Here is a 15,767-nt window from a genome sequence, read left to right on the forward strand (position 1 = left end):
GGGCGCGGGCGCACGGCGGGCGTCTGCGCTCACGCGCACGCGACGAGGCGGATGCTGCGCGGTCATCTGGGCGCTCCGCGCACCAGCGCCTCGCGCACGGCGGGCAGGAGCCGCCTGCTCACGGGAAGCACGACCGCTCCGACCACCACAGAGGGCTCGCCTCCGGACAGTCGTACCTCATCGATCGCGGCGACGGCGGCCAGGTACGAACGATGCACCCTGACGAATCCGGCATCCGCCCATCGCTGTTCCAGCTCCGAGATCGGGATGCGCACCAGGTGCCCCATGTCGTCCGCGGTGTGCAGACGCGAGTAGTCGCCCTGTGCCTGCACCCAGCGCACGTCGCTGCGATGCACGAAACGCACGCTGGAGCCCACCGTCACCGAGAGCACCTCGTCGTCCGACGGCGCGGCGGTTCCTCCCAGTTCCAGCACGCGGTCGACGGCGCGGATCAGCCGGTCGGCCCTGACCGGCTTGAGCAGGTAGTCCGCCGCACGCACATCGAACGCATCGACGGCGCGGGCATCGTCCGCTGTCACGAAGACGACAGCGGGAGGAGTCGCCAACGACCCCAGCGAACGCGCGAGCTCCATGCCGGAGAGGCCGGGCATGTGGATGTCGAGGAATGCGATCGACACGGCCTGCGCGGACAGCATCCTCAGAACCTCCGCGCCGGAACTCGCCGTCAGGATCTCACCGATGCGGTCATCACGGCGCAGCAGATGCGTCAGCTCGTCGAGAGCAGGATGCTCGTCATCGGCGACGAGGACATCGATCATGTCGTCCCTCCCGCTCAGTCGCGCCCCGGGTCGTGCAGCGGCTGCGACTTCGGGATGCGCATCCGCACCAGCGTACCTTCGCCTAGATTCGTCTCCACGACCAGCCCGCCCTCGCGCCCGTACATCTGCCGCAGTCTGGTGTCGACGTTGCGCAGCCCGACGTGGGCGCCGTCGTCGGCGGCCGTCAGCAGTGTGCGCAGCGAATCGGGATCCATGCCGACGCCGTCGTCCTCGACGGTGATCTCGGTGTGCGTGCCGTCATCGATCGCCTCGATCCGGATCGTGCCGCCGCCCTCACCGGGCTCCAGCCCGTGCCGCACCGCATTCTCGACGAGCGGCTGCACGGAGAGGAACGGGATGACGGTCGCCAGCGCCTCGGGTGCGATGCGCAGCGTCACCTCGAGCCTGTCGCCGAAGCGCGCCCTCTCCAGCGTCAGGTACGAGTGGATGCTGCGCAGCTCTTCCGCCAGCGTCGTGAACTCGCCCTGACGGCGGAACGAGTAGCGGGTGAAGTCGGCGAACTCGAGGACGAGCTCGCGCGCCCGCTCCGGATCGGCGTGGATGAAGGACGCCACGGCCGTCAGCGCGTTGTAGATGAAGTGCGGCGAGATCTGGGCGCGCAGCGATCGCAGCTCCGCCTCGGCGAGCGCCGTGCGCGACGCGTCCAGTCCGCCCAGCTCCACCTGCGCCGCGCACCAGTCGGCGACCTCCCCTGTGGCCCGCACGAGCGCCGCCCGCACGGGTGCCGCGAACGCCACGACCACGCCGGCGACCTGTCCGTCGACGACGATCGGCGCGCCGACGGCCTCCAGATCCTCACCGTCGGGATGCGGGAACACCTGCCTCCGGCCGGACTCCTGCACCCGCTCGGCGATGCGCAGCGCCGAGCCCTTGAGCGCGTCGTCCGCACCGTCGATCGCGACCGCGCCGTCGACCCCCACGATCGCGACGGCGTTGCTGCCGAGGAGTGTGCGGAAGTGCCTGGCGGCGCGGACGACGTCCGGTGCGCTCAGTCCTGCGCGCAGATGCCGCGCCGCCAGGCTGGCGTGGTGCATAGCCGCGTACGACGCTTGCTCCGCCGCGCTGCCCAGGTCGGCGTTGCCGCGCGCGAGGCGCCAGGCGAGCAGCAGCAGCACCGTGAGCACGACCCCGCCGATCACGCCGAGGGCGGCGGCGAGCACCACGGATCCGGTCATGGCATCAGCCTAGGACGACGGTGAAACCGGCACTGCTGCCGAGCGCGGCGCCACGCGCTCAGCAGCAGCGCGCTCCGGGGTTGCGGTCCTGCTCGTCCATCCGGTCGCGCCAGAACTCCCGCTCCGTCATCGGCTTCTCATCCGGGTGCCTGCGCCGGTGATGCGCGAGATACGTCTCATAGGCGCTGTCGCCCATGAGGTTGCGCATGTACCAGCGGATGCCGCGACCGGCACGCAGCGCCAATGCACCGGCCGCCCTCAGGCCGGTCGCAGCATCCGACTGGATCGTCATGAGATCAGTGTCCCTTGCGGTGGGCGTTGGCGCGGAGCTCTTCGTTCACGATCGGCTCCCACTGCTTCTCGAGCTCGCGCTCGTCGGATGTCGGAAGGAACCCCGCCGGCGCGTAGCGGCGCGAGACCACTGCGGCATCCTCGGTGTTCTCGCCGCCGCCGCGCCGCAGCGCCTTGATGGCGACGATGACGGCCATGATCATCACGACGATGGCGAGGACGACGAAGATGATCGACAGCGTGCCCTGCACGGCGGTGTTGCGGATGACCGCCTCCACGGTCGCCGGCTCACCGAGGCTCGTGTCGCCCGCCTCCTGAGCCGCGCGGTACTTGAAGTGATTCGCCCAGTAGCCGATCTGCGGCACCGGAGAGAAGATCTTGTACAGCGAGGCGGTGATGGTGATCACAGCCGTGAACGCCAGCGGCAGCGCCACGATCCACAGCCACTTCACGTAGCTCTTGCCCCGCTTGGCGACGATCGCCAGCACCACGGCGAGCGCGATCGCGGCGAGCAGCTGGTTGGCGATGCCGAACAGCGGGAAGAACGTGTTGATGCCGCCGAGGGGATCGGTCACGCCGAGGATGAGGATGTACCCCCACCCGGCGACCATGATGGCGGTCGTGATCCACACACCGGGGCGCCAGGAGACGTCGCGGAACTTGGGGAACCAGGCGCCGATCGTGTCCTGGAGCATGAAGCGGGCGACGCGGGTGCCTGCGTCCACCGCGGTGAGGATGAACAGCGCCTCGAACATGATCGCGAAGTGGTACCAGAACGCCATCAGTGCCTGACCGCCGAGCGCCTGCTGCATGATGTGCGCGAGGCCCAGTGCGAGCGTCGGGGCGCCGCCCGTGCGCGACACGATCGACTCCTCGCCGACATCCGCAGCGGTACCGGTGAGCATCTCGGGTGTCAGGTTCACCCCGGTCAGCCCGAGCGAGTTCACGAAGGCGACCGCTCCCTCGACCGTGCCGCCGGTGAGAGCCGCGGGCGAGTTCATCGCGAAGTAGATGCCCTGATCGATCGAGATCGCGGCGACCAGCGCCATGATCGCGACGAACGACTCCATGAGCATGCCGCCGTAGCCGATGAAGCGGGTCTGCCGCTCCTTCTCGATGAGCTTGGGCGTCGTGCCCGAGGCGATCAGCGCGTGGAATCCCGACAGAGCGCCGCACGCGATCGTGACGAACAGGAACGGGAACAGCGCTCCGGAGAACACCGGGCCGAGGCCGTTCTCGCCGAAGACCGTGAGGGCCGGAACCGAGATCTCGGGGCGCACCAGCACGATGGCGCCCGCGAGCATGACGATCACGCCGATCTTCATGAAGGTCGACAGGTAGTCGCGGGGAGCGAGCAGCAGCCAGACCGGGAGGATCGCGGCGATGAAGCCGTAGATGATGATGCCCCACGCGATCGTCGTCGTGTCGAGGTGGAACAGCGCCTGTCCCCACTCGGTGTTCGAGACCCAGCCGCCGCCGATGATCGCCGCCATCAGCAGCACGAAGCCGATGATCGAGACCTCGGTGACCTTGCCCGGGCGGAGGAACCGCAGGTAGACGCCCATGAAGAGCGCGATCGGGATGGTCATGCCGACCGAGAACACGCCCCACGGGCTCTCGCCGAGCGCGTTCACCACGACGAGCGCGAGGATCGCGACGATGATGATCATGATGAGCAGCGCGGCGATGATCGCGGCAGTGCCGCCGATCTTGCCGAGCTCCTGACGCGCCATCTGACCGATCGTGCGGCCGCCGCGGCGCATGGAGAAGAAGAGCACCAGGTAGTCCTGCACGGCACCGGCGAGCACCACGCCGACGATGATCCAGATGGTTCCGGGCAGGTAGCCCATCTGCGCGGCCAGCACGGGGCCGACCAGTGGACCGGCGCCCGCGATCGCGGCGAAGTGGTGACCGTACAGCACGCGCCGGTCGGTGGGGACGTAGTCCTTGCCGTCCTGCTTGACCTCGGCGGGCGTCGCGCGCCTGTCATCGGGGCGCGTGATGAAGCGCTCGATGACCTTGGAGTAGAAGCGGTACCCGATCAGGTACGTGCAGACGGCGGCGAACACGAACCAGATCGCGTTGACCGTCTCGCCCCTGACGATGGCGAGCATCGTCCAGGCGATGCCTCCGAGCAGCGCGATGGCCACCCAGAGCACGATCTTCGGCCAGGTCCAGCGGCCCGCCTTGTCGTGCTGCTCCTCCGTGAGCGCCACGGGTGGAAGGTCGGGGTCCTGGATGAGCTCCGGCTCATCGACGGTGGGGGCGCCGCCTGCGGTGTTCGCTGGGCGGCGCGACGAAGGTGATGACATGGCTGCTCCTTGTGTGCGCGTCATTGCGTTTCCCCACGCTAGAGGCGCAGCATCCGCCGCCCCGATCGTTTCGGGATCGGATGCGACGAGCGGCACGGTCGAGGCGACGAGCGGCGCATCCCACCGTTCCCGGCGCGGCCGATGCCACCCCGGCGCAAGTAGGCTGAGGGCGTGGCACGAACCCCTCTCCTGTCGACCAGAGTGCTGCTGGTCTGCGCGGCCATCGGCGTCGCGACCGGCATCGTCGGCGGGATCGCGGGGGTGCTGACGCCGTTCGTGCTCTTCACCGCTCCGTACGCGTACGGCCTGCTGCTGGGCGCCCACGTGCTGCCGGGGATCATCGCGCAGGAGGTGCTGCGCCAGCCGCTCGTCGCACTGATCACCCACGTGATCGCCGCGCTGGTCTCCAGCGCCTTCAACCCGGCCTGGGCGCTGCGCTTCATCGGCACCGCGCTGCTGTTCGGCGCGATCCAGGAGGGTGTCGCCGCCCTCACCCGATACCGGGCCTGGGGGGCATGGCGCTTCTTCATCTCGGCGACCGTGATCGGCATCATCGTCGCGGTCGTCGTGTTCTTCGTCGCGCACCTGGGCTCGCTGCCGCTGTGGGCGCAGATCGCCTACCTCGTGCTCTCGTTGCTCGGTCCGATCGCCTGGACCGCACTCGGGCTCGCGGTCGGATCCGCCCTGGGCCGAGCGGGCGTCTCCCGCCGCTGAACACCTCCGGCCGAGCACGGATGCACCGATGGCGATTCAGGTAAGGCTCAGCTAAGTTAGAAGGGTCCGTTCCACCGACCCGGGGTTCCGCCGTGCGCTCATCCGCGCCCCTTCTCCGCGTGCGTGATCTCACCCTCACCCACGCCGATGCCGCGCACCCTTCGCCGAGCGATGTGAGCTTCGACATCGCACCGGGTGAGGTCGTACTGCTGCTCGGTCCGTCCGGTTCGGGCAAGTCGACGCTCACGCTCGCACTGAACGGCCTGATCCCCCACGCGCTGCCCGCGACGATGACCGGCACGGTGGAGGCGGGCGGGATCGACAGCGCGCACGCCTCGACTGCCACGCTCAGCACGCACGTCGCGATGGTGTTCCAGGATCCGGATGCCCAGATCGTGACCGGCACCGTGTACGACGAGGTGGCCTTCGGACCGGAGAACCTGCTGCTGCCCCTGGACGAGGTGCGCGCACGCGCAGAGGACGCCCTGCGCCGCGTCGGATTATGGCAGCGTCGCGACGAGAACCCCGATCGTCTCTCCGGCGGCGGTCGTCAACGCCTGGCGATCGCCTGCGCCCTCGCGATGGGATCGCCCCTCCTCGTGCTCGACGAGCCGACGGCCAACCTCGACCCGCAGGGTATCGACGACGTCTACGCCGCACTCGCCGACGTCGTCGCGGCGGGTGACCGCGCGATCCTGCTCGTCGAGCACAACCTCGACGCCGCCATGGAGTTCGTGACGCGCACGATCGTGCTCGATCAGGCTGGCACGGTCGCATTCGACGGTCCGGTCGACGAGATCCTCCGCGGGCACACGGAAGAACTCGTCGCGATGGGCGTGTGGCTGCCGGCCGCGACGCTGACGGCACGGATGCTGCGCGAGCGCGGCATCCTGTCTCACGATGCGCCGCTGCCGCTGACACCGGAGGAACTGGCCGCCGCGCTGCCCGCCGGCGGCGCACACTTGCAAGCCGGGAACACAACTGTCAGCCAAGAAACCGCGTTCTCCACTGACATCCGTGATCTGCACCGACATCTGTCCCAGCCGCCGACTGCCGGTCACCCCCTCATCCGCGCCCGCGGGCTCACGGTCACGCGCGGAAGACGCGAGATCCTGCACAGCGTCGACCTCGACATCGAGGCCGGCAGCCTGACGGCGATCGTCGGCGCGAACGGTGCGGGCAAGACCACCCTCATCCAGGCCCTCGCCGGCGTCGTGCCGCCTCGCAAGCGTCAGGTGGACGTCGACGGGCTCGATCCCGCCACGGCGTCGCCGCGCGATCTCGCCGCACGGATCGGCTTCGTGTTCCAGAACCCGGAGCACCAGTTCATCGCGCACACCGTCTTCGACGAACTCGCGCACGGGCTGCGACTGCGCCACGTGAGCGAGGCGGAGATCGCGCACCGCGTGCGGCAGGTGCTCGGTCGGTTCGGGCTGGAGCACAAGGCGGATGTGCATCCGTTCCTCCTCTCGGGCGGCGAGAAGCGACGGCTGTCGGTCGGCACCGCACTGATCACCGGCCCGCGCGTGCTCGCGCTCGACGAGCCGACGTTCGGGCAGGATCGCGCGCGCGCCGCGGAGCTGCTCGCCCTGCTCGACGCACTGCGCCGCGAAGGCACGACCATCGTGATCGTCACGCACGATCTGCAGCTGGTCGCAGAACATGCGACGCACACCGTCGTACTCGCGGACGGACGCGTGCACGCCACCGGTCGCACAGACGAGCTCTTCCGCGATGAGCACGTCTTCACCACCGCCGGGCTGCGACTGCCCGCGCTGCAGCGCGTCCTCGCCGCCCACGCAGGGACGACGGCGTCATGAGCACCACAGTCGTCAACCCGTACGCCTCGATGGTCGCCAGATCGCGGCGCGAGTTCCTGTACGCCTTGAACCCGCTGGCGAAGGTCGCCGCTGTCGCGCCGGCGATGATCCTGCTGGTCTTCGTGCGCGACCTCGCCACGCCCGCCGCCTTCATCGTGCTCGCGTATGCGCTGATCCTGGTCGGCGCGCGGCTGACCTGGCGCCTCCTGCTGATTCTGCTCGTCGTGATACCGGTCGCCATGCTCGTGATCGGCATCGGCTTCTCGCTGTGGGTGGATGCCGCGCTCGTCGACGACACCGCACCGTTCCTGCGCATCGGCGGCTGGACCCTCTTCGCCGGCGCGCTGGAGGTCGGGTTCGCCAGCGCGCTGCGGCTCGGCGCCATCGCCGCGCTCGCGCTGGTGGGCGGACTCACCACGAGCGGTCCTGACCTGGTGCGGGCGAGCATCCAGCAGCTGCGGGTTCCGTACCGCGTCGGCTACACGGCTCTCGCCGCCTTCCGGTTCGTGCCGAGGTTCGGGCACGAGCTCAGCGTGATCCGCGCCGCGCACCGCGTGCGCGGGCATCACGGCGGTCGCGGCCCGTTCGCGCGCATCGCCAGGGGCTGGGGGTACATCGTGCCACTGCTCGCCGGTGCGATCCGCCACGCCGAGCGCGTCGCCCTGGCCATGGATTCCCGCGCCTTCGGCGCGCATCCCACCCGCACCGAACGGCATCTCGTGCCCTTCCGCACGCGCGACGTCGTGTTCATCGTCCTGCTGCTCGCAGCATCCGTCACGATCTTCATCGTGCTCTTCCCCTGGCAACCCGCCTGAAAGGCATCCCATGGCATTCAGCAAGATGGTCAAGCCCGAGACGACCGAGCTCCTGCATCTCGAAGTGCTGCGCAGCGAAAGACTCGCACCGCATTGGATGCGCATCACGCTGGGCGCAGGCGAGATCTCCAAGTTCCACCCGATGGGGTACGACCAGTGGTTCCGGCTGTTCATCCCCGTGGGCGGTGAAGCGGGTCTCGAACGCGTCCCTGCGAAGGCGCACAAGATGTTCGGGTACCTGAAGTTCCTGCGCATCCCCGACGGCGAGCGCCCCGTGATGCGCAACTACTCGGTGCGCGCGTACCGACCGGCGACCGGGGAGCATGGCGCCGAGATCGACGTCGACTTCGTGCTGCACGGCTCTGCCGCCGAGGGGACCGCCGGACCGGCATCCCGTTGGGCGGAGACCTGCGAGCCGGGCGAGCACGTGCTCATCATCGACGAGGGGCTGACGTTCAACCCCGAGCGCGGCACGGATCATGTCGTGCTCGTCGGAGACGAGACGGCGCTGCCGGCCATCGCCTCGATCTGCGCGTCACTGCCCTCCACGGCCGAGGGCGTGGCCATCATCGAGGTGCCCTCCGCCGACGATGCGCTGGAGTTCGAGCATCCGTCCGGGGTCTCGATCGAGTGGATCACCCGACCGCACACCTCGGCGCCCGGCGTGCTCGCACTCGCCGCACTGCGCGAGGCGACGCTGCCGATCGAGCCGTTCCACGCGTACGCCGCAGGTGAGCAGGCACTCGCGTCCGGCGTGCGCAAGCAGCTGGTCGGCGAACGCGGTGTCGACAAGAACAGCGTGAGCTTCTGCGGCTACTGGAAGATCGGCGCCTCATCGCCCGCGTCGAAGGCCGCGCGCGAAGCCGCAGCGGAGCCGGTGTCGTGAGCGAGGCGCGAAGCGCTCGACGCCCCGGCATCTCGACATCGCTGCTGCTCACCTGCGCCGCTCTCGGCGTCGCCGGTGGTCTTCTGCTCGCACCGGCGAACTGGCTCTCGACCGTGCTCCTGGGACTCGGCTCACCGATCCTCTCCGTCGCGATCACCGGATTGTGGGTGCTCCCGTCGGTGATCGCCCTGCGCCTGCTGCGCACGCCGCTCGTCGGGATCCTCGTCGGCGTGATCGCCGGGCTCGTGATCGTGCCGTTCTCGGGCTACGGATTCATGAGCGTCGTGACGAACGCATCATGGGCGCTGTTCGCCGAGCTGCCCTTCCTGCTCGTGCTGTGGCGCTTCTGGAAGACCTGGATGCATTACGCCAGCGCTGCGGTGCTCGGTGTCGTGTACCCGCTGTTCTCGTGGACGTTCTTCAACATGGCGTCGCAGCCGCTGTGGGCGCAGATCTTCTTCTTCGTCGCGGCCCTGGCGAGCTGCCTCGGCGCCCCGGCCCTCGGCATCCTCATCGCCGACCGCCTGCGCACGGCAGGGGTCGGACGGCGCTGACCCGGCATCAGCACTTCAGGTCGCACTTTCTGTCGTTATGCGCGAGGCAAATCGAGAGAAAGTGCGACCTGGAAGTAGTGGCAACGTGCGTCAGCGCTTGCCGGCGATCTGGCGTCCGACGAGGTCGCGCATGATCTCGTTCGTGCCGCCGTAGATGCGGTGCACGCGGGCGTCGGTGAAGGCGCGGGCGATCGGGTACTCCATGATGTAGCCGTAGCCGCCGTGCAGCTGCACGCCGGTGTCGAGCACCTCCCACTCGCGCTCGGTCGCCCAGAACTTGACCTTCGCCGCATCCTCGGCGGTGAGCTTCTTGTCCTTGTAGGCGCGCAGCGCCTGGTCGATGTACGCCCACATCACCTCGGTGGTGGTGACCATGTCGGCGAGGCGGAATCGCGTGTTCTGGAAGTCGGCGATGCGCTCGCCGAAGGCCTCGCGGTCCTTCGTGTAGGCGATGGTCCAGTTGGTCGCCGCCTCGGCGGCGGCAGCGGCGGCGACGCCGATCGAGAGGCGCTCGAGCGGCAGGTTCATCATGAGCTGGATGAAGCCCTGCCCCTCCTTGCCGCTGATGAGGTTCTCTTCGGGAACGAAGACGTCGGTGAAGCTGAGCTCGGCGGTGTCCCACCCGTGGAAGCCCATCTTGCTGAGCTTCTTGCCCTGGTCGAAGCCCTCCATCCCCTTCTCGAGGATGAGCAGGCTGAACGCGTCGGGGCGGTTTCCCTCGCCGGTCTTCACGAAGGTGACGACCATGTCGGCCGTCGTCCCGGACGAGATGAACGTCTTCGCGCCGTTGACGATGTAGCCGCCGTCGACCTTCTTCGCGTTGGTCTTGATGCCGCGGAGGTCGGAACCAGCACCGGGGTCGGTCATCGCGAGCGCGCCGAGCACCTCACCCGTGGCCATGCGAGGAAGCCACTTCTCCTTCTGCTCCTGCGTGCCCATGTGCACGAGGTACGGAACGGCGAGGTCGTCCTGGATGCCGAAGGCCCCGGCCAGCGAGCCGGCACCGGAGGCGATGACCTCTTCCATCACGATCGTGCGGAAGCGGTAGTCCTGCAGCATGCCGGCGCCGCCGAACTCCTCAGGCACGGAGAGCCCGATGAGCCCGGCCTCGCCTGCGGCGAGCATGGTCTCGCGGTCGATCTCGCCCGCGGCATCCCACCTCTCGATGCTCTCATTGCTGACGTGGCGCTTGACGAAGTCCTTCACCAGGTCGCGGAATGCCTCGTGGTCTTCTTCGTAGATGTCGCGTTCCATGCCGTCCTCCCGAACGTGTCAGTGCGTCGTTGCTCCCGCGATTCTAGGGCGGAGAGCGGATGCCGCGACAGCGCGTTGTGAGAATGCATCCCACCGCGCGTGGGACTGCGTACCGCGTTTGTGGGATGCCACAGAACGGGGTCAGTGCGCGTAGTCGGGGGCCGCGGGCAGACCGAAGAACTCCTCGAGCGTGTGGAAGCCGCCCTCGTGATAGGCGGAGGCGAGCTGAGGGCCGACGTAGCGGAGATGCCACGGCTCGGGCATGTACCCGGTGCGGTCGCTCGCGCCGTTCTCGTATCGCACGACGTAGCCGTGCTCCCAGGCGTGCTCCTGCACCCATGCGGCCTGCGCCGTGCTGCCGAACGCGTCGATGTCGCCGCAGCCGTCGTCGCACGCGACGACATCCACTGCCAGCCCGGTCTGATGCTCGCTGAATCCCGCACGCGCGGAGCCCCGGTCGGCGCCTGCGACACCTTCAGAAGCGACGAAGCCGGAATAGGTGGACACCTGCAGGTCGTACGAGCGGTATCCGTTGTTGATCCCGATGGCTCCGGCACCCGACGCATCGACCCCGTCGGCGAGGGCGCTCAGGGCGTCGCGCGCATCCGTGCGCAGCCGGTCGGATGAGGTCGTCGCCGCGAGGTCGACCTCGGAGAGCGATGCCGGCTCGAAGTCCAACGGCTCGATCGGCCGCGCCTTGTTGACGACGAGCCAGAGCCTGGCAGGGTCGCTGAGCGAGATGCAGGGCGCGTTCCCGGCGACGACGGCCTCCCGGAAAGCCGCACCTCCACCGAATGCCGTGATCGCCGCTTCATCATCGCCGACCGCGAGCGCGTCGACGACGGCGGCGTCTGCGCACGGATCGGACGCCACGACTCCTCCGAGATCGACAGGAGGCAACTGGGCCGCGACGACCGGCATGGGTGGGGGCGGGAGCTCGGCTTCTGCCGCGGCCGGGGCGTCCGCGATCGCCCACAGGACGCCGAGCGCCGTCACCGCCAGTCCGACGGGCAACGCGATGGTCAGCACACGGGACGGGCGCGACGCATGCCGGGGGTGATGCGCGCCGCTCATTCCTCCATTCTGCCGTGATCTGCGCCGAGAGCCTCATCCGTTCCGTCGCGGGTGGTTGATATGTTGTGAGTCTCGAGCGCGAAGACGGCATCGATGCCGTCCGCTCAGCCGACTTCGAAGGTGCAGCGAACCTCGAGAGGGAGCACATCACCCGCCCGTCCGCAGTCTTCCTGATGAATCCGGCATCCCTCGTCGCCGACCTCTTCACTTCCGCCATGCTCGATGAGCTGCAGACCCTCGTGGACATCGATCCGTCCTCGGTGGTGTCGCGGACCGAGGAGGCGGTCGAGCAGCTGCAGCACGCCGAGATCGCGATCGGGGGCTGGGGCGCGCCACGGCTCTCGCCGCACGATGCACCCGCCCTGCGCGGACTCGTCTACCTCGGCGGCGTCGCGGCGCTGTGCCTCGATGACCCCTCTGCGTGGGCGCAGCGAGGGCTCATCGCCGCGAACGCCCGTTCCATCAACGCGAGTCCCGTCGCCGAATACGCCCTGGCGATGATCCTGCTCGACGGCAAGGATTCGTTCGCCGCGGAACGCGCCTATCGCGAGCACCCGGAGGCGCCGGCCGCAGCCCGAAGGGGAGTGGCGGGCAACCATCGGCGCACGATCGGCATCGTCGGCCTGTCCCAGGTCGCGCGCCTGCTCGTCGCACGTCTGCGGACCTTCGATTTCGACATCGTCGCGTTCAGCCCCGAGCTGACGCCGGAGCTCGCCGCCGAGGTCGGAGTGCGCGCCGCGACGCTCGCCGAGGTGATGACGCAGAGCGATGTCGTCTCGCTGCACCAGCCGTTGATCCCGGCGACGGTGGGGCAGATCGATGCGCGGATGCTGTCGCTCATGCGCGACGGAGCGACTCTGCTCAACACCGCGCGCGGCGCCGTCGTCGACCAGGAAGCCCTCGTCGGAGAGCTGCGCACGGGTCGCATCCGCGCGATCCTCGATGTCACCGATCCCGAGCCGCTGTCGCCCGAGCACGAGCTCTGGTCGCTGCCGAACGTCGTTCTCACGCCGCACATCGCTGGGTCGCTGGGAGGCGAGCTGCACCGCATGGGCGAGAACGCCGTGGACGAGGTTCGCCGGTTCGTGGCCGCGGAACCCTTCCGGTACCCCGAACCACTGAGCTAGTACTTCTCTTCGAATCCTGCTTGACTTAACCTCGCGCATTTGTTCGAATGAATGCATGCGATGGCAGGGACAGACGATCGATGACGCGGACGACGCTGCGCTGCCCGGCCTGGAGAATCGCACCGGAATCGTCCGCTCCGTGACGACGCCCGAGTTCGCGGGGATGACCTTCCATGAGGTGCTCGCACGCTCGGCGCTCAACAAGGTCCCCGCCGGGTCGCGGATGCCGTTCAGCTGGACGATCAACCCGTATCGCGGATGCAGCCATGCGTGCACGTATTGTTTCGCCCGCGGCACGCACGAGTACCTCGATCTCGACGGCGGAGGCGACTTCGATTCGCAGATCGTCGTGAAGACGAACGTCGCCGAGGTGCTCGCGAAAGAGCTGCGGCGCGGCAGCTGGCAGCACGAGAGCGTCGCGCTGGGCACGAACACCGATCCCTATCAGCGCGCAGAGGGCCGCTACAAGCTGATGCCGGACATCATCCGCGCACTCGCCGAGTCCGCGACGCCGTTCTCGATCCTCACCAAGGGAACGCTGATCCGCCGCGACATCCCGCTGCTGGTGGATGCGGCGGCGCACGTGCCCATCGACATCCAGATGTCGATCGCGATGTACGACGACACCCTGCAGCACTCGATCGAGCCGGGCACACCGAGCACGCAGGCGCGACTCGACACGGTGCGCGCACTGACGGATGCGGGGTTCCGCGTCGGCGTCTTCCTGATGCCGGTACTCCCCCACCTCACCGACTCGGTCGCGGCCGTCGATCACGCACTTCACCGCATCGCCGAGACCGGCGCCGATCATGTCATCTACGGCGCACTGCACCTTCGCGCAGGGGTCAAACCCTGGTTCATGCAGTGGCTGCAGCGCGAGCACCCTGAGCTCATGTCGTCGTACCGCGGGCTCTATCCCGGCGCAGCATCCGAGGCGCCGAAACCGTATCGTCAGTGGCTGGCCAAGCGCGTGCGTCCGCTCATCCGCGCGCACGGGCTCGATGCCCGCCACTCGGACGACGCGTATCCGAGCCGACGACTCACCCGACCGGCCACGGTCCGCCCGACCTTCGTGGAACCGGCGGCGCCCACCCTGTTCTGACGGGGCGTCGATTCGCGGTCAACGCCGGCTGCCTCGACGCGTAGGCTCGATGACTATGGCAATCGGCGCGATGATCCACACCTTCACGGTGCAGCTGGCAGACATGGATCGTGGTGTCTACGACGAGCTCGCGCTCCGCGTCGCGCGGCATCCGTCCGAGACAGACGCGTACATGCTCACCCGCACACTCGCCTACTGCCTCGAGTACGCCGAGGGCATCGCGTTCAGCGCCGGCATCTCGTCGACCGAGGAGCCAGCGGTGATCATCCGCGACATGACGGGCACGATCACCGCCTGGATCGAGGTCGGAGCCCCTGACGCCGAGCGTCTGCACTACGGCAGCAAGCTTGCCGGCCGGGTCGCCGTCTACACGCATCGCGACCCGCTCAAGGTCATCGCACCGTGGGCGGGCAAGCGCATCCACGACGCAGAGTCGATCAAGGTGTTCAGCTTCGATCCCGGCTTCATCGACGCCGCGACCACGTCGCTCGAGCGCCGCAACTCCATGACGCTGACCGTGACCGAGCAGCAGCTGTACCTCGACCTGAACGGCACCACGCTGAGCTCGACGGTGCACGAGCACGCCATCGTCTGAGCCGGCGGCGCGGACGTTCAGCCGGCGGTCGGCGGTCGCTGCATCCGCGGGAACTCGTCGAACGTCGTGAACCGTGACGCCGGGCCGCCGAACCGTCCCGGCATCCAGTCGAGGATGTGCACGCTCGCCCCCATTCCGCCCATCTTCACTGTGGTGCGGGCGCCGGCCTCGCGCAGCGCTGCCTTCAACCCGATCCCGTCGTGATCGTCGGCGTAGCCCGTCCAGATGACCACATCGACCTCGAGACCGAACTCGTCCGTGTGCGTGACCTCGACGCCGGCGCATCTCGCGAGTTCATCGCGGCTCAGCCACAGCTGCGGCGCCGACCGGGAGGTCTTCTGATTCACCGCGATCCAGTCGACCGGCGGCAGCAGCGTGGGAAAGTAGCCGGGCGTCCACACCGCATATGAGCGCAACTGCTCCTCGGCCTCGTCGTACGACCATCGAGGCGAGGCGCACGCGGCGCCGGCGCCACGGAACGAGTACGTGCCGATGTCGTCGTACTGCAGCATCGGCCCGAAGCGGCGTTCGAGTTCCAGCTGCCTGGCGCGCAGGGAGAGCGGATACCAGGGCGAGTCCGTTCCCGGGTCCCATCGCTCGAGTGACGCGCCGCCCCCTGCTGACGCCACGATGCGCAACGGCACCGGCGACAGCCCGCGGGGGTCGGCCGCCAGGCATTCGGCCAGCGCGACACCGAAGAAGTGCACGAGGTCGTCCTGCTCCGAGCCGGCGAGCAGCAGGGTGTTCGCGGTCGGCGCCGCCACGAGCAGCTCTCCGTCTACCTCGGACTCGAACCGCAGGAGAACATCGGGTACGGCGAGGAATCCCGCAGCCCGTGGCGCATCGATCCGCAGCCCTGCGAAGTGCTTCGCAGGTTCGGCGGGAACGGCTGATGCCGACATGTTCGCGAGTGCGCGCGAGTACGACTCCCGGAACGTGAGCCCGTCGACGGTGTCGCCGCTCGCGAAGGCGTTACGCCGGATCTTCTGCCCACGGCCCGTCAGCCACGCCGTCATCAGGGGAGCAGGATCAGGCACGACGCCGTCGCGCGCGGCGTACTCGCTGTACGCGCCTGTCGCGCCGACGGCGAGACCGAGCTCATCGGGTTCCCACGCAGCCGGTTCGCTCGAGAGGACGACATCAGAGCCCTGTTTGTCTGCCACGCGGCGAGGCTACCACCGCCGTCCGTCGGCGTCGTGGCACCGGCGCGGTTCACAATTCCTCACGAATGACGCAGAAGGGCCCCCG

15 protein-coding genes are annotated in these 15,767 nt (G+C 68.7%); 8 read left to right on the plus strand and 7 right to left on the minus strand.

The genetic code is table 11. The features are described 5' to 3' along the window. Positions 1-62: 62 nt before the first annotated feature. From ACNPNP_RS14195 to ACNPNP_RS14210, 4 genes are read right to left on the minus strand one after another with little or no spacing between them, the layout of a single operon-like run. Positions 63-779, minus strand: coding sequence for a LytR/AlgR family response regulator transcription factor (locus tag ACNPNP_RS14195; RefSeq protein WP_448966675.1), 717 nt, complete (start codon positions 777-779; stop codon positions 63-65). 14 nt (positions 780-793) lie between these two features. Next, on the minus strand, positions 794-1,975 hold the full coding sequence (locus ACNPNP_RS14200) for a sensor histidine kinase (protein WP_448966676.1): 1,182 nt from the start codon (positions 1,973-1,975) through the stop codon (positions 794-796). A gap of 58 nt (positions 1,976-2,033) precedes the next feature. Next, a complete protein-coding gene (locus tag ACNPNP_RS14205; protein ID WP_448966677.1) occupies positions 2,034-2,267 on the minus strand; it encodes a YbdD/YjiX family protein in 234 nt (77 codons plus the stop codon). 4 nt (positions 2,268-2,271) lie between these two features. Continuing rightward, positions 2,272-4,578, minus strand: coding sequence for a carbon starvation CstA family protein (locus tag ACNPNP_RS14210; RefSeq protein ID WP_448966678.1), 2,307 nt, complete (start codon positions 4,576-4,578; stop codon positions 2,272-2,274). Positions 4,579-4,749: 171 nt separating this feature from the next. On the opposite strand from ACNPNP_RS14210, the gene ACNPNP_RS14215 reads away from it, so the two are divergent. The 5 genes from ACNPNP_RS14215 to ACNPNP_RS14235 all read left to right on the plus strand — a co-directional run bounded on the left by ACNPNP_RS14215 (position 4,750) and on the right by ACNPNP_RS14235 (position 9,367). Then, positions 4,750-5,292, plus strand: a complete 543-nt coding sequence (locus tag ACNPNP_RS14215) for an ECF transporter S component (RefSeq protein ID WP_448966679.1) — start codon at positions 4,750-4,752, stop codon at positions 5,290-5,292. Positions 5,293-5,384: 92 nt separating this feature from the next. Then, a complete protein-coding gene (locus ACNPNP_RS14220; protein WP_448966680.1) occupies positions 5,385-7,112 on the plus strand; it encodes an ABC transporter ATP-binding protein in 1,728 nt (575 codons plus the stop codon). After that, complete coding sequence (locus ACNPNP_RS14225) at positions 7,109-7,927, plus strand: energy-coupling factor transporter transmembrane component T (RefSeq protein WP_448966681.1); 819 nt, start codon at positions 7,109-7,111, stop codon at positions 7,925-7,927. The genes ACNPNP_RS14220 and ACNPNP_RS14225 overlap by 4 nt, the downstream gene beginning before the upstream one ends. Before the next feature lie 10 nt (positions 7,928-7,937). Further along, positions 7,938-8,813, plus strand: coding sequence for a siderophore-interacting protein (locus ACNPNP_RS14230; protein ID WP_448966682.1), 876 nt, complete (start codon positions 7,938-7,940; stop codon positions 8,811-8,813). Then, positions 8,810-9,367 carry an ECF transporter S component gene (locus ACNPNP_RS14235; RefSeq protein WP_448966683.1) on the plus strand — a complete coding sequence of 186 codons (558 nt, stop codon included), beginning with the start codon at positions 8,810-8,812 and terminating at the stop codon, positions 9,365-9,367. Before ACNPNP_RS14230 ends, ACNPNP_RS14235 begins: the two co-directional genes overlap by 4 nt. 90 nt (positions 9,368-9,457) lie before the next feature. On the opposite strand, the gene ACNPNP_RS14240 is transcribed toward ACNPNP_RS14235, so the two are convergent. Continuing rightward, positions 9,458-10,621, minus strand: a complete 1,164-nt coding sequence (locus tag ACNPNP_RS14240) for an acyl-CoA dehydrogenase family protein (RefSeq protein WP_448966684.1) — start codon at positions 10,619-10,621, stop codon at positions 9,458-9,460. A 141-nt stretch (positions 10,622-10,762) separates the two neighbouring features. Further along, positions 10,763-11,695, minus strand: coding sequence for a M15 family metallopeptidase (locus ACNPNP_RS14245; RefSeq protein ID WP_448966685.1), 933 nt, complete (start codon positions 11,693-11,695; stop codon positions 10,763-10,765). 65 nt (positions 11,696-11,760) lie between these two features. Between ACNPNP_RS14245 and ACNPNP_RS14250 the strand changes: the two genes are divergently transcribed. Genes ACNPNP_RS14250 through ACNPNP_RS14260 form a run of 3 tightly spaced genes read left to right on the plus strand, consistent with a single transcriptional unit; the run spans position 11,761 to position 14,519 of the window. Continuing rightward, positions 11,761-12,822, plus strand: a complete 1,062-nt coding sequence (locus ACNPNP_RS14250) for a hydroxyacid dehydrogenase (RefSeq protein ID WP_448966686.1) — start codon at positions 11,761-11,763, stop codon at positions 12,820-12,822. A 55-nt stretch (positions 12,823-12,877) separates the two neighbouring features. Beyond that, positions 12,878-13,924, plus strand: coding sequence for an Rv2578c family radical SAM protein (locus ACNPNP_RS14255; protein ID WP_448966687.1), 1,047 nt, complete (start codon positions 12,878-12,880; stop codon positions 13,922-13,924). A 55-nt stretch (positions 13,925-13,979) separates the two neighbouring features. Beyond that, entirely contained in the window at positions 13,980-14,519 is a 540-nt protein-coding gene (locus ACNPNP_RS14260) for a YaeQ family protein (protein WP_448966688.1), read from the plus strand. A gap of 17 nt (positions 14,520-14,536) precedes the next feature. Here ACNPNP_RS14260 and ACNPNP_RS14265 read toward each other — a convergent pair whose 3' ends face one another. Beyond that, positions 14,537-15,682 (minus strand): hypothetical protein, encoded by a 1,146-nt coding sequence (locus tag ACNPNP_RS14265; protein ID WP_448966689.1) that lies wholly within the window; start codon positions 15,680-15,682, stop codon positions 14,537-14,539. Positions 15,683-15,767 lie beyond the last annotated feature (85 nt).

The organism is Microbacterium xerophyticum, assembly GCF_053543555.1.